Raw genomic sequence first — 15,268 nt, forward strand, 5'->3', positions numbered from 1 at the left:
TCATTTGGATTGTTTTGAAGTATATTCAAGGTCTGTCCGGAACTTTCCTGCTATAATTTCGTGTATTCGGGCTGCATGAGCAGAAAAATTTTCGAAATCAGTGACATCTACCCACTGGATATCCTTCATATGGCGAAACCACGAGAGCTGTCGCTTCGCAAAATGACGCGTATCCCGTTTTAGCCAAGTCACCGCCTCCTCCAAAGACACCTCTCCCCGCAGGTAGGAGGATATCTCTTTATAGCCTAGACCTTGCATGGAGATGGCATCGCTTCGCACTCCCCGTTCCATTAAGGAGGTTACCTCAGCAACAAGCCCTTGATCGAGCATCCCGTCAATTCGGTCTTCAATACGTTTATATAGCATTTGCCTATCCATTGTCAAACCTACGATGCAGAGTTGGTAGGGAGATTCCTTTTTTTGACTGGCAAGTTGAGAGCTAAGTGTTGTTCCGCTAACATGGTAAATTTCCAGCGCTCTCACGACTCGACGACGATCATTTGGGTGCAGACGAAGTGCACTTTCGGGATCAACTGCCTGTAGTCGCGCATGAAGCGCGTCGGCTCCATACTGATCGGCATAGTCAAGCTGTTCCTGACGAAAAGCTTCATCTGCCCCTACCTCAGAAAACTGGTATTCATAGCAAACCGATTCTACATACAAACCTGTCCCGCCTACGATGAAAGGTAGCTTTCCTCTAGATTGAATATCAGGTATGAGACGACGACAGTCTTCCTGAAATTGGGCTACCGAATATGGGTATTCAGGCTCATGAATATCGATTAAATGGTGCTTGATTCCTTTCATTTCCTGTTCGGAAATTTTGGCAGTTCCAATGTCCATATGACGGTATACCTGCATGGAATCCCCGGAAATAATTTCCGCGTCAAATTGTCGAGCCATTTCGATGCTTAGTTTCGTCTTGCCAACCGCAGTCGGGCCAACAAGAACAAGTAGTTTAGGCTTAGATGCCACTGTCAATATCAATCACTCCGTACACTGTTTTCGTTGTGCCCCGTTGCTCCACACGGAAGCCGAGGCGGGTAAACTCTCCGCTACCCCTTTTTTCTTTCAATACAATTGTTTTTCGTGCAACCCTTTTCGCATGAGCAATACTTTCTTCATTCAATGCATCTGGATTGGCCAATCCTCTCAATGGACCGATTGCACTGGAATCAAGCAACGGATCACGGAACATCGGGTCAAAATAAATAATATCTACACTGCGGTTCGGCAAGCTACGCAAATAGTCCAGATGATGACCAAAACGAACGTCAATGTCGGAAAAGGCCCTATCTACTGCAGCATTACCGGAACGGTAATGTCTCATCCCATCCTTGATTAATGCATAGACAGGGAAGGAACTCTCCACAGCTGTGACTTGTCCAGAACTTCCCGTTCCAATGGAAAATAGAAGAGAATCCGTACCAAGCCCTGCCGTGCAATCCAGCACGGTATCACCCGGGGCAAGTCGGGCAGCCGTCAACATCGGGTCAGCCTCGCCCTTTAATACCCTTTTGGCTCGAATGAATCCCATACTCGGATGAAAAACCATCGGTGGTTGTTCCGGACTAATCAGCCTCACCCCGCCCTGCACCAGCACCAGAGCCTGACGAACTCTGTGAGCAGCGATTAGCTTAGCTACTGATATGCCACGACGTGGGGCGTACAGCACCCCAAGCTCGGCTGCAAGCAGCTTCGCGCGCTCCACAACCTCGTCCGAGGGAGAATCTCCTGTCGTGACCAGTAATTCAGCTTGTTTCTCACGAAGCATCATCTGCTTTTCTTCTTCACGTTTTTCCCAATCCTGCAACATATTTGTACTCCCTTACATTACTCTTTTAAACAGCTTCTCCAAATCATATGTGGAAAAGGAAACAACGATGGGGCGCCCATGGGGGCAGGTATAGGGTTGTTTGCAGGCTGCCAAACGTTCTAACAGCACGACAGCCTGTCGGTCAGTCAGCTTCTGATTTGCTTTAATCGAAGCCCGGCAGGAGCACATGATTGAGGCTGCCTCCCGCAGTTTAGCTAGATCAATGGCTTTTTCCTCCAGCACCCATCCAGCCATTTCCTCAATGACATCCGCTTCTTCTCCTTTGGGGAGCCAGTACGGATATGAGCTGACACGGAAGGTTTGCCCGCCAAAATGTTCCAAATACACCCCCGCCTGTTCAAACCAATGCAACCTTGTTTTCAATTTTTCCGTTTCGGAAGGTGTAAATTCCAATGTAATTGGCAGTAACAACTCCTGTGATACTGATTCAGGATTGCCAAATTTTTCGTAATAAAATTCGTAATTGACCCGTTCATGGGCGGCATGCTGATCAATTAAATACAAGCCCTGGTCGTTCTGTGCAATCAGATAGGTTCCATGGTGCTGACCGATTAAATTCAGCTCAGGAAAAGTAGGCACCTCAGGGACTGCCCCCGACAACGCTGCTAATTGATCTGTATTCAGACGTTCCTGGTGCGGCTTCTGATCCGTGGATTTAGTAGTGTTGTCTGCAATGGGTGAAACAGAAGAACGGTAAGCAGCAGAAGCAGCCGTTTCCTGTATCCCTTCGCTGTACGAGGAAGAGACATCTGTTTCGGCATGATCTCCTGTGGATATCCGTGTAGTCGTCCCATCAGGAAGTGACACGCTCCCTCTATCATCACTCCCGTTGTTTTCTTCCACAAAATCTGCATCCAGTTCGTCATCACTGATACTTTGACGAGCGAGAGTGTTTGCCTGTCCATTGACTGAATGGCTCCTCTCCCTACTCGGATGTTGCTCACGCTCCTGGCTAATCTTCTTCTTCTCTTCATTACTGGTCATGTGATTGGATTGTGTCGATTCCTGGACCTGCGGCGAAGCCATAGAAAGAGGTAACGTTCGATTATGACCATTATCCGAAGAAGCATCTACTTCTGCACCATTTCCTTTCGAGAAATGAAACTGCTCCTGCACAAACGAGCCACTATCCTTACCGCCAATTTCGCGTTTAACTGCCTTCGGAATCAGCACTTGCTGCCCTAAAACAGCTTTTACCGAATCTTCAACCAACTGAAACAGTTCAGCTTCTTTACTGAACCTCACCTCCAGCTTGGCTGGATGGACGTTAACATCCACCAACGAAGGATGCATGTCCAGTTGGATCACAGCCAGCGGATAACGATTGATCGGCAACAAAGTATGATACGCCTTGAGCAGTGCCTGATTGAGCCCATAGCTCCGCACAAATCGTCCATTCACTACTGTCGAAATTGCATTGCGATTCGATCGGGTCCACTCCGGGCGACTGACATAGCCGCTAATTCGGTAATCAAGGCTCTCTCCTTCCACCATCAACATTGATTTTGCCGCAGAAGTTCCGTAAATAGCAGCTATCACTTGGAGCAAATCGCCATTTCCCAGCGTTTGCAGCAATGTATTGCCATTATGCCGCAATGTGAAGGCCACTTCCGGGTGCGAAAGCGCCATTCGGTACAATACATCCGAAATGTGCCCCAACTCCGTCTGGATTGTTTTCATATATTTTAGCCGTGCAGGTGTATTATAAAACAGATCGCGTACGGTAAAATCCGTCCCCTGCCTACCAGCAGCATCCTCGTGAAGTACCAGTTTACCGCCCTCAATCACCAGTTTACGGGCACGGCCGTCATCTCCTGCTGCTGTGAGCAGCTCTACTTTCGATACAGCCGCTATACTGGGCAATGCCTCTCCCCGGAAGCCGAGACTTGTGATTTGGAATAGGTCGCGGCCATGTCCGATTTTGCTTGTCGCGTGCCGATAAAATGCCGTTTCCACGTCTTCAGGCTCTATCCCACTGCCATTATCCGTCACCCGAATACTTTGCAGGCCGCCCTCTTCTACCCATACGTCCACTCGTGTACCGCCCGCATCAATCGCATTTTCCACCAGTTCCTTCACGACGGAGGCTGGACGTTCCACGACCTCACCGGCAGCAATCTGGTTCGCAATATGCTCATCTAGCACTCGAATTTTAGACATCCTTTTAACCTCCTCCTGACTTCAAAGTGTGATGAAAAATAAGCAAAATAATAATGCCTAATATTTTTAATTACAGACCATTGGCCTTATTTTTTAATTCATTTAACAATTGCATTGCCTGTAAGGGTGTCATGTTCATGACATCAGCATTTTTCACTTTCCGCAAAATTTGGCGCACGATCGGATTAGCTTCTACCGTCTCTGGGTGTGGCTTGGAGGGAGCAAGATCCTGCTCTCCGAAAATGGACAGCTGTACCACGTCAGAAGCTGATCGCTCCAACTCACCTGAATCTTCCACAATCTGTAAAGTATCTTCTTTTACCAGGGTGGCTTGCTGTGATCCAGACTGGACTTGTGGTGCTGTATCTCCGTTCGCTGACAATGTCTGGCCTACATATTTTGCGGACATTGGAGAAATCTCTTCTGTCCCTGACGCTGTACGAAGATCAGTCCCTTCCTTCGCTCCTCCTACTGCCTCCGTGCCCGCCGTTACTTGAGCTGCCGCCTGTTCAAAACCATACAGCAGACTATTCGCTCGCTCAATAATGTTATTAGGCAAACCTGCAAGCCGGGCACAATAAATACCATAGCTACTACTCGCCGCGCCTGGTATGAGCTTGCGCAGGAAATTCACCTTATCGCCGCTTTCCTGCACAGCCATGGAGTAATTTCGCAGCGAAGACAAACCTTGCTCCAAATGGGCCAGCTCATGGAAATGCGTAGATACCAGCGCCTTACAACCAATCGTATCATGCACAAATTCGATGACCGCTTGTGCAATTGCCATCCCTTCGCTGGTGGACGTTCCTCGTCCCAGTTCATCAATAATAATCAAGCTTCGCGGAGTTGCCTTGTCCGTCATGACTTGAATATCCGCCATTTCGACCATAAACGTACTCTGCCCGCCGATGAGATCATCCGCAGCGCCGATCCGTGTGAAAATGCGATCCAGCATCGGCACTTTAGCACGTGCAGCTGGAACAAAGCAGCCAATTTGAGCCATAATCGCAATGAGTGCAACCTGACGCATATACGTACTTTTCCCAGCCATATTCGGACCGGTGATGAGTAGAATATGCGCATCGGCTTCTTCCAACACTGTGTTGTTGGCGATAAAGCCACCATCTTTCATTACGGCCTCCACTACGGGGTGCCGTCCCTGTTCCACTACAAAATCAAATCCTGTTGTCAGCTCAGGTTTCACGAATCCACGTTCCGCGCTAACCGTTGCCAGCGACTGATACACGTCGATTTCAGCAACTTGCTCTGCCAGCTTTTGCAAACGGGGAATTTCAGCGTTCAGTTTACCGCGAAGCTCGGAGAAAAGCGTGTACTCCAGATCCACCATTTTATCCTCAGCTTCCAGAATCAGCGATTCCTTTTCCTTCAATTCCGGTGTGATATACCGTTCTGCATTCGCCAACGTCTGTTTGCGTTCATATCGACCTTCCGGTAATGAAGCCAAATTGGATTTGGTCACCTCGATGTAATAACCAAACACTTTGTTGTATCCGATTTTGAGCGACCGAATGCCGGTTGCTACACGTTCCTTGGTCTCCAGCTCAGCGATCCAACGCTTACCGTTCACACTCGCTTCACGCAGTTCGTCCAGACGCTGATGGTAACCTTCCTTTATAAGCCCTCCATCTCTTACGGAAATCGGGGGTTCATCGGCAACTGCTTCCTCAATTAGCGTACACAGGTCTGTACAGCTGTCCAATGTTTGTGCAATCCGTCTCAGCGTATTCGATGGAGATTCAGCGCACAGCTCGCGTAAAGACGGAATTTGAGCCAGAGACAGCTTGAGAGCGATCAAATCTCGTGCATTAGCACTACCAAAAGCGATCCGTCCTACCAAACGCTCCAGGTCGTAAATCTCTTTAAGCTGAGCACGTACATCCTCGCGGAAAATAAACTGGTGGTACAGCTTGTCTACCGCTTCTAATCGTTCCTCAATTAAATTGCTGCTCAACAGCGGTTTGTCGATCCAACGACGCAACAAACGTGCGCCCATAGATGTCTCTGTCCGATCCAACAGCCACAGCAGCGAGCCTTTCTTGGAGCGTTCACGCACCGTCTCCACCAGTTCCAGATTCCTGCGGGTAAATGGATCCAGAATCATAAAATGATTGGGCTCATAGACCGAGATTTGGGTCAGTTGACCTAACGATCTTTTTTGCGTTTCATTTAAGTAGGCAATCAGGCGCGATACGCAACGTCTGCGTTCCTCCGTAAGCCTTGCCCATGTGGCTTCACCGAATTGATCCCGTACCAGATCATCTTTGGATTTGTCCCAGGCCGTATACACAACACGCCGTCCAACAGGGGACATACGAGAGGTCACAAAATCGAGCAAATGACCATCCCCCAACATTTCGGACGGCTCATAAATGTTAATTTCATCTAATAGCCATTCTTTCGAATCAGGTACGGAAGTCACATAGAGTTCACCTGTCGACAAGTCGCATGCCGCCAGCGCCAGCATCCCGTCCGTCTCTGTGACACATACCATGTAGTTGTTGGATTTATCACCCAGCACTTTGCCCTCCATGACCGTACCCGGGGTCACCACACGGACGATATCCCGCCGCACCATTCCCTTCGTAGCTGAGGCTTCCTCCATTTGCTCACAGATGGCCACCTTATAACCCTTCTCAATAAGGCGTTGTATGTAATTTTCTGCTGAATGATAAGGCACGCCGCACATTGGAATTTTCTCCGCGACGCCACCCTCACGACCAGTCAGTGTAATTTCCAGCTCCTTGGATGCAAGAATCGCATCATCAAAAAACATCTCGTAAAAATCCCCTAGGCGGAAAAACAAAAATGCATCTTTAGCCTGCTCTTTTATAGATAAATATTGCTCGATCATCGGTGTATATTTAGACATACCGTTACCTAACCCCCACACTTTGTTCCGTTAATCTTATAATTATCTTTCATTATATCAAAAATGACAGTCGATAACATGAAACCCTCTCGGGTGTTGACACCTGATTTTACGAAAGCTTCCAGTACGGGCGCAAATCCCGTGTTTCATCCCATTGTTTTCCTTGGCGAAGGCTATCCAGCAGCGGCGCTATATAAGTTTCATATTGAGAATAGATCTCTAGTGAAACCATATCTAAAATAACTGGCTCCATATACTCTCTAAGTACAACCTGGTTTCCTTCATAAAAAGCTCTGTGAGCCTCTTCTTCTCCCAAAGGCCTACGCTGCAAACGTGAATATTGGGAAGCGATCAGAAACGCCATCCCAATCACACCTTTCGCCAGCTGTGGCGAGATTAGAAAACTAGGCAGTGTACGATATTCAAAGCCTCCGTAAGACTGACGGCGAAAATCGCCCAAAATGCCATAATGCGGTCTACGCCGAGCCGAGCGCTTATCTTCTAGCAGCGCCAGAGGCAACGCCAAATAGTTATCTAGTGCCCTAAGTAGGGCACCATTTAGCGGAACACCGCTGAAATGCAGGTGTCCGCCCAAGGGAAAACCTGGCTGCGGCATTCCGCCCGCCTGCCAGATAAGCGTGCGGTCGTCAATACGCCGAGCTGCTGTTGCAAAAGCTTGGCGCAGATGCCTCAGCAGACGAGCGGGATCTTCGCTCGGGGCAGGACGAAGCTCAGCGACCGGATACAGCGTTCGCCCTCGGCGGGTAACGGCATCGCAGCCAGCTATGCCTAGTCGACCCAAAAATCTAGAAGCCGGAACAACCCTCCCCTCTGGCATACGAACCAGCACAAATTCGGGGTCCATTCCGATTAATAGTCGCGCGCTCCCCCGTTTCGCTGAAAGTTCCTCTCCCGGAGCATCCTCTTCACGAGCAGCAACTTCGTATAGCGTGGCCAAACGTCTATCGTTCAGCCAGGGCTGTGCTAAGACTTGGCGAATCTGACAATTACGCTCTCCCAGCGGCGTCAGCACTACCTCACCACTGTCCAAACCGAGTGTATACAACGCACGTACAGCAAGCCGCTCCATCCGGACATAGAGCGGGGATTGAGAATCTAGTTCAGACAAATCATATGTGCTAACTTTGGTAGAACCTTCGAGGGCTCGTCTACGGATTTCCAGTCCCCGCAGTTGATGGATTTGCACCGCGTAGCCGATCGCAAAATCGGCTGTACTCTCATCCAGCCAACGAACCGATATACCTGAACGCTCCAGTCTGCGCATTTTTTCATCATCCGTCATCTCTCTGAAGCGTTTGAGCGCCTGTCCCGGTTGCCGCATCATACTCCCCCTTACCGTTCTACGTACGGACTTTAACGATCCAAAACGACAAAAAAGGAGGGCCTTTGCCCCCTGCGCAATATCAGCCGGCGCAAAGAGTAAAGTGGCCCTCTTTTGGGTCACTCCTGTCAGAGCTCGTCGTCAATGAGGTCGGGGTCGAGCTCCTCATAGTCCCCCTCTTCCGCTCCAAAATCAAAGTCCTTGTCAAAATCGTCACTGCTGCCATACGGGAATACTTCTACAACAATCTTCGTTTCCGCCACCAGCTCCACCGCAAATTCCCGCTCGACCCGGATCATTACGCTGCCACCTCCAGAAGACACACTGGCCTCAACGCAACTTGGCTCCTGTGTAGCTTCGGCGGATACTTCCACTGTAGACGCCCGGTGCTTCGGATCAAGATACGAGAGCGGCACATTTTCTACGTACGACACCGTTTCCTTAGCCACATCGGTCTGCGAGTTTTTATCGTATGAGTACCAAATATTGATATCATACGTCCCGATGACCTCAATGCCGTCTCCAGCCGCCACAGCTTCATACTGGTGGTTGATAATCCATGCTCCCAAAATACTGGTCGGATTATTCGGCGGAGTTACGGTATGGGTTACGGTAGAGAATCTGCGACCTTTACCACAGATCGCTTTGGTAATAATCTCTCTACGATTTTTATGACTTAATGCCATTCTTGAACCTCCTCCATACAATCAATCATTCCATACATATGTATGCAGGTTGTGGGCGAATGTTGAGTGAATAGGCGAAAAGGAAAAAATATTATTTGTATAAGCATATGCCGCCATGGCTTGAACTCATGCACGCCAATGTGTTACATGCTGCTCAACGATCTGTAAAAATTCGCTGAGAGCTGGCGATTTCCACTTTTTCGTATGATAAGCGACCTGAGTAGCCACCTGCTGTTCACTGTCATCCCAGGCTAGACGTGCCATTTTCCCTTCTCGCAACTCATTTTGTACCGTAACTAGCGGAAGCAGCGCAATACCCAGTCCAGCCATGACGCATTGCTTGATGGCTTCAATGCTCCAAAATTCCAGACTAGGGTCTGCAAAAATACCGTGTTTGTTCAAATACTGCTCAAAAAGGATTCGGTACGTACATCCAGCCTCCGTATGCAAAATGGTTTCGTCCTTCAAGTCGGCAGGCTCTACCTGTGTACAGGCAACCAGTGAATGCTTCAGTGGCGCAACCAGCGCCATCGGCTCATGAATAAGCGTGGTGATATTCAGTTCTCTATCCTCCGTCTCAGGTTGAAGCAAAAAAGCCAAATCCAGTTCACCGGAACGGATCAAATCACGTAATTCCCAGCATTCGCCGGGCTTAAGTACAATTTTAACCTTTGGGTACCGCTCTCTGTACTCACGGATCAGACTCGGCAAACGAAAAGCAGCCAGAGACTCTGGTGCTCCTATTTTTAGCGTCCCTGTTAATTCTGTTTCTGAACGAAGCGCATCCTTAGCCATAGCATGCATCTTGGAAATTTCCTGCGCATAGGGCAGCAGGCGTCGCCCGGCATCGGTCAGCATGATTTTCTTGCCGATGCGATCAAACAGCGGCGTACCCAATTCCGTCTCCAGTGTTTGAATTTGAGCAGTAATACTTGACTGCGCATAATCCAGTATACGCGCTGCTCGCGTAAAACTGCCTGCCTCCACCACATTTAAAAAGGTAAACAAATGCCGCGATTCCATAATCCGCTCCTTCAATCGATTTTTCCGATGCAAGCAATCGTAATATTCCGTTTTTCCGATAGATTGATTATCTGATAAGCTGGAGGAAATAACAAGAGAAAGAAGGCTTTTCTGCATGACGAACGAAAATAAACTTCAATCCACTATTGGTCTTCCACAGGCCATTGCGCTCTATATCGGAGCTGTGCTGGGTTCGGGGGTATTGATTGTGCCTGGCCTTGCCGCCCAAATGGCGGGCCCAGCATCGTTGCTGGCATGGGGATTCATGACCCTGCTTATTCTCCCAATGGCGCTTTCCATGGGGCTTCTATCTGCGAAATTTCCAAATGCCGGAGGGGTATCGCATTTTGTGACGTTGGCCTTTTCCCCACGTGCCGGTGCTTATATCGGGTGGTTTTTTCTCATGTCGGTTCCAATTGGGGCGCCTGTTGCCGCACTTACCGGAGCCGGCTATATGACCACAGCTATGGGCTGGGGAGAGGAAAGTCGCATACTGTTGGCCGCTGCTATGCTGGCGGTGGGCCTGATCATCAACTGGATCGGTATGAAGGTTGCCGGACGCATTCAGATTGCCGTCGTTATAGCCATCGTTGCCGTCCTGATATTCGCTATTGCCGCAGCACTCCCTCAGATGAAAACTATTCACTTTACGCCGTTTGTTCCACATGGCTGGCTTTCTATCGGCCAAGCAGCTGCGATTCTGTTCTGGTGCTTTATCGGCTGGGAGGCCGTGTCTCATATGTCAGAGGAATTTACCAATCCCGAGCGGTCTGCCGTTAGAGGTGTGATCATTGCAGCTGTCATTGTCGGTTTGCTTTATTTCCTTACTGCGCTTGCTACAGTGGGCACACAAAGTTACCTTGCAGGGGGTTCAGATGCTTCGCTCGTATGGGTGATTAGTCGGGCTATCGGTCCATGGGGTGCGATCATTGCGGGCTTGACGGGTATCTTTATTTGTACCGCTACTATTATTGCTTACGTGGGTGCCGCTTCACGAGTCGCTTATGCTTTATCCCGACAAGGACAGGCCTTTCGCTGGATGGGGATGTTATCCCAACGTTTCCATACACCCATCGGGGGCATTGCTTTTCTTAGTGTCTGCTTCGTGATCATTATGGTGTTGTACGGTAGCGGTGCAGTTTCACTCACCAACCTGATCCAATTCCCGAACGCCACCTTCATTCTGACCTATCTAGGAGGTTGTGCAGCAGGGATTAAGCTCCTACGCGGGAGTCGTTGGGGAGTGTCCATTAGTTGGATTTCCTTCATCTCCACGGCAGTTGTCTTTCCTTTTGTTGGGTGGGCTATGCTGTACCCTTGCCTGATCACAGCTGTTTTATGGATTACAGATCGAATTCGGCATAAAAGAACTTTTACTCATCCGACTTCTGCCATCACCGAACAAGAAGAGGCTACTGTCCATCATGGATAGTAGCCTCTCAAGGTCTTTACTCTAATTTTTCACTGGAGTAGGGGCCTTGTCCTTTTTAGCGATTTTCAAATACTGATGAAGCTCATGTGTAAGCTGCAATAATGCCGAACGGATCTCGAATTCCTCCCGTGTGGCAGGAAGCTCCATCGCTTTAAATTCTTCACGAACCTGCTCTAACAGCTTCTCAGTCTGCCCCGTATAATGTCCAGCCAAAACGTCGTTGCTAAGCTGGTCGAACAGCTCGGCCAAAAGCTTGGCCTGCGGCATATGCTGATACATTTGTGCGATCAACTGCATCATGTTTTGAATCGAATCCAGCTGTTCTTTGCGCATATAAAAATACACATTCCAGCCCTCTTGGGGACGAAGCATTTGATTTTCCAATGAACGACCTGCCTCAGTGACCCCTTTGGTGATCACGCTGTCCGCTTCAATAACTTCCTTGCCATCCCATATGTATGCCGGACTACGCAGCGTGTTGGCCATATTTCTGAAAATAACAGAAAATGTCCGATCCACCTCCTGCCGGATTTGTTGCATTGTATTATCAGAACGCGGCATATAAGCTAAATTGACAACCATCGCAGAACCCAGTCCAATCACCAGCAGAGCCAGCTGGGTCAGCAGCACCTCCATATCAATCACACCGCCGCTGAATACTCGGAAAACTACGACTGAACCCGTGACAATGCCTTCCTTAAAGCCTACCCGTACAATGACCGGAAACGCCGTTAAAATATATAATGCAAGTACCCAATCATGGAATCCGAATACCACAAACAAAACACAAGCAAAAAGAAGTCCCACGACGGATGCAAAAAATCTAGCCGAAATGGTACGGAGACTTCTCTTGCGTGTGACATCCACCCCCAAAATTGCTAAAAGCCCTGCCGAGGTGGCTCCGTGAATGCCTACTCCCTCCGCAATAAGTACGGCCATTAATGCGGCAATAGCCGTTTTAATCGTACGAAAGCCCATGAAAAAATTCTGTCCCCTCTAGATGAAATCTGTTTTCTCATTTTCATAAATATTAAGTATTTCATTTTCATGGTACTTTATTTTCACGTTTTACACAAATATTCAGAAATTTAATAATTACCGATGAGGGCGGCCCGAAAGCAGGCGGTGCTCCACATACACGACTGCCTGATACATCAGTGTAGCTACGACAGCAATGATCAACAAACTGGACATGACCAGCGTGAAATTGAATACCTGAAAACCATAAATAATCAAATAGCCTAAGCCGTTTTTAGCCACCAAAAATTCACCCACAATCACGCCAACCCACGCCATGCCGACATTCACTTTTAGCGTAGAGACAATTGCGGGAAAGGATGCGGGTAAAATTACCTTTTGAAACGTATCACGGCGTGAACCTCCAAACGTGCGAACCACTTTGATCAAATTGGAATCGACTTCCTGAAAGCTGTTGTACACCACTAGTGTCGTAATGATAACCGTAATGGAGAGGGTCGTCATCAGAATCGCGGTAAAACCTGCCCCAAACATGACGATAAAAATCGGGCCCAGCGCTACCTTGGGCATACTGTTAAACACGACCATATACGGGTCAAGCACCCTCGACAAAAACGGCGACCACCAAATAAGTACCGCCAGCAGTGTACCGAGCAGTGTGCCAAGCAAAAAACCTGCCATTGTTTCTCCAACAGTGACACCTACATGCCCCCATAATTCACCGCTGACCGCATCCTTGCCAATCTGCGTGAGAATTTTGCTAGGGTAGCTAAACAACAGTACATCAATCCACTTCAAACGACCTGCAATTTCCCACAATACAAATAAAAGCAGCAAAATAGCTGTCTGCACACCTGTTACTAACCACTTTTGCAAACGCCTGTTACGTAAATACGTCTGATGCAGTCCTTGAATCCATCGTTGCTCAAGCTGATCAGCTTCGTTCTTCATACGTTAACTCACTCCTTTGCTCCCGAAGCCTCCAGTTCCCCCCATAGCTCATGAAAAAGCTCATTAAAGCCCGGCTGCTCGCGTGCATAAAAAGGCTGGGCTTCCCGGATGGAATCCGGAATTTCAAAGGTACGCCGAATATGACCAGGATTTCGCCCCATCACTATAACCCGGTCGCTGACTGCAATCGCCTCGGCCAAATCGTGCGTGACTAAAATCGCCGTTTTCTCTCGCTCCCGCAAGGTTTGCACAACGAGGTCCTCCAGCTGTAGCTTGGTTTGATAATCCAGCGCGGAGAAAGGCTCATCCAGCAGCAGCAGTCCCGGATTAGTCGCCAGCGTCCGTACCAGCGCCACACGCTGGCGCATTCCTCCTGACAACTGGGATGGATGCAAATGCTCCTTTCCTCCCAGACCCATGCCTTCCAGCAATAACCGTGTCCGCTCACGCGCAGCTTCATCTACTCTGTTGCTTAGTTCCAGACCTAACAATGCGTTATCCATTATCGTCCGCCACGGGAAGAGATAATCCTGCTGCAACATGTAACCGACCTCAGGGCTCGGGCCACTTACCGGCTGACCTTGCAGCATAACTTGACCTGCCGCTGGACGCAGCAGCCCGGCGATCATAGACAGGATCGTCGTTTTGCCACAGCCGCTTGGACCGACTAAACTGACAAACTCCCCTGTATTTACGGAAAAATCGATATTCTCAACCGCAAGTGAAGCTTCCCGATCTGTTACATACACATGGGTCACTTGCTCCATTCTCACCATCGGGATCGTCACATCCGCAGTGAGACCACTCTGTTCTTCCATCATGGTGAACCTCCAGCATCGACAGCTGTACCCGTAGCAGTTGCGCTCTTTTTCACATCTGTCTCAGTATTCCCGATAGAGTTGGAGGAGATCGCCTGTTTTGCAAAGCTTGAGTTGACCAGCTTATCTAGTGCAACAGGGCTTTTCAGCTCACCTGCCGAGGCCATGACATCCTGTAAATTCTTCCATTCCTTTTCCTCAATCATCGGGTTCATAGCATAGGTACTCTGTTCCTTGTAGCGCTTGATACTACTCGTCAAAACAGCTAATTCTGTATCTTTAAAATAAGGCATAATTGCTTCGGAGATCTGTTCAGGTGAATGCGCAGCAATCCACTCTTGTGCCCGATATATGGCATTTGTAAATTTCTGAGCTGCCTCGCCATTGGTGTTTAGATAGCTTTGCTTCGCCATATATACCGTATACGGCAACTCGCCACTCTCTACGCCGATGGAGGCAACTACCCGACCCCGACCTTCCTTTTCAAAAATAGATGCCTGTGGCTCAAACAGCTGTACGTAATCCCCTGTACCTGAGCCAAAAGCAGAGGCGACATTGGCAAAATCAATATTTTGAATCAGCTTCAGATCCTTATGAGGATCAATGCCGTGTTTGCGAAGCGTAAATTCAAGTGACATTTGTGGCATTCCGCCCTTGCGTTGTCCCAGAAAATTTTGTTGTTTCAGCTTTTCCCAGTCAAAGCTATCCTGCGTTTGCCGAGCAAACAAAAAGGTTCCGTCCTTCTGTGTCAGCTGGGCGAAATTAATGATAGGGTCCTCTGCTCCTTGCTGATACACATAAATAGATGTTTCTGCGCCGATCAGCGCGATATCCGCCTGATTGGACAACAACGCCGTCATCGCCTTGTCCCCCCCAGGGATCGTAGCCAGCTGAACATCCAGTCCCTCCTGAGCAAACATCCCCTGGCTCAAGGCTACATACTGCGGCGCATAAAAGACCGTACGGGCTACCTCGCCAAGTCTGATCTCAATCGTTTGTTCCCCTTTGGGGGCACACCCACTGAGCAACAGTAATCCGAGTAGTGCCGCAGCCACCACTGCTTTGAAACGAGTGCCGTTTTTCATCCTTGTTCCCTCCCCACCTTTTTGCATCGTTGACTTCATATATTGTTATGCGGCTGTCGATATAAT

General features: G+C 48.8%; 12 protein-coding genes. 1 reads left to right on the top strand and 11 read right to left on the bottom strand.

Features of this window, described 5'->3' with window-relative positions; all coding sequences use genetic code 11:
• The 7 genes from miaA to MKX36_RS13925 all read right to left on the bottom strand — a co-directional run bounded on the left by miaA (position 1) and on the right by MKX36_RS13925 (position 9,938).
• Positions 1 to 981, bottom strand: a complete 981-nt coding sequence (gene miaA / locus MKX36_RS13895) for a tRNA (adenosine(37)-N6)-dimethylallyltransferase MiaA (RefSeq protein ID WP_016822097.1) — start codon at positions 979 to 981, stop codon at positions 1 to 3.
• Positions 965 to 1,816, bottom strand: coding sequence for a class I SAM-dependent methyltransferase (locus tag MKX36_RS13900; protein WP_340864902.1), 852 nt, complete (start codon positions 1,814 to 1,816; stop codon positions 965 to 967). Before MKX36_RS13900 ends, miaA begins: the two co-directional genes overlap by 17 nt.
• Before the next feature lie 12 nt (positions 1,817 to 1,828).
• Positions 1,829 to 3,997 carry a DNA mismatch repair endonuclease MutL gene (mutL, locus tag MKX36_RS13905; protein WP_340864903.1) on the bottom strand — a complete coding sequence of 723 codons (2,169 nt, stop codon included), beginning with the start codon at positions 3,995 to 3,997 and terminating at the stop codon, positions 1,829 to 1,831.
• A gap of 70 nt (positions 3,998 to 4,067) precedes the next feature.
• A complete protein-coding gene (gene mutS, locus MKX36_RS13910) occupies positions 4,068 to 6,887 on the bottom strand; it encodes a DNA mismatch repair protein MutS (RefSeq protein ID WP_340864904.1) in 2,820 nt (939 codons plus the stop codon).
• A 109-nt stretch (positions 6,888 to 6,996) separates the two neighbouring features.
• Positions 6,997 to 8,232, bottom strand: a complete 1,236-nt coding sequence (locus tag MKX36_RS13915; protein ID WP_340864905.1) for a putative amidoligase domain-containing protein — start codon at positions 8,230 to 8,232, stop codon at positions 6,997 to 6,999.
• A gap of 125 nt (positions 8,233 to 8,357) precedes the next feature.
• Positions 8,358 to 8,915, bottom strand: a complete 558-nt coding sequence (locus MKX36_RS13920) for an outer spore coat protein CotE (protein ID WP_013371552.1) — start codon at positions 8,913 to 8,915, stop codon at positions 8,358 to 8,360.
• Between the two features lie 126 nt (positions 8,916 to 9,041).
• Positions 9,042 to 9,938, bottom strand: coding sequence for a LysR family transcriptional regulator (locus MKX36_RS13925; protein ID WP_025365075.1), 897 nt, complete (start codon positions 9,936 to 9,938; stop codon positions 9,042 to 9,044).
• 115 nt (positions 9,939 to 10,053) lie between these two features.
• Between MKX36_RS13925 and MKX36_RS13930 the strand changes: the two genes are divergently transcribed.
• Entirely contained in the window at positions 10,054 to 11,370 is a 1,317-nt protein-coding gene (locus tag MKX36_RS13930) for an amino acid permease (RefSeq protein WP_340864906.1), read from the top strand.
• Positions 11,371 to 11,391: 21 nt separating this feature from the next.
• Here the strand turns inward: MKX36_RS13930 and MKX36_RS13935 are convergent, their stop codons facing one another.
• From MKX36_RS13935 to MKX36_RS13950, 4 genes are all read right to left on the bottom strand, one after another.
• Positions 11,392 to 12,348 carry an aromatic acid exporter family protein gene (locus tag MKX36_RS13935; protein ID WP_013371555.1) on the bottom strand — a complete coding sequence of 319 codons (957 nt, stop codon included), beginning with the start codon at positions 12,346 to 12,348 and terminating at the stop codon, positions 11,392 to 11,394.
• 117 nt (positions 12,349 to 12,465) lie between these two features.
• Positions 12,466 to 13,299, bottom strand: coding sequence for an ABC transporter permease (locus tag MKX36_RS13940; RefSeq protein ID WP_016822103.1), 834 nt, complete (start codon positions 13,297 to 13,299; stop codon positions 12,466 to 12,468).
• A gap of 8 nt (positions 13,300 to 13,307) precedes the next feature.
• Positions 13,308 to 14,120, bottom strand: a complete 813-nt coding sequence (locus MKX36_RS13945) for an ABC transporter ATP-binding protein (RefSeq protein ID WP_090890250.1) — start codon at positions 14,118 to 14,120, stop codon at positions 13,308 to 13,310.
• Positions 14,117 to 15,202 carry an ABC transporter substrate-binding protein gene (locus MKX36_RS13950; RefSeq protein WP_340864907.1) on the bottom strand — a complete coding sequence of 362 codons (1,086 nt, stop codon included), beginning with the start codon at positions 15,200 to 15,202 and terminating at the stop codon, positions 14,117 to 14,119. The genes MKX36_RS13945 and MKX36_RS13950 overlap by 4 nt, the downstream gene beginning before the upstream one ends.
• Between the last annotated feature and the right edge of the window lie 66 nt (positions 15,203 to 15,268).

It is taken from the genome of Paenibacillus sp. FSL W8-0439, assembly GCF_038008995.1.
GTDB lineage: Bacteria > Bacillota > Bacilli > Paenibacillales > Paenibacillaceae > Paenibacillus > Paenibacillus polymyxa.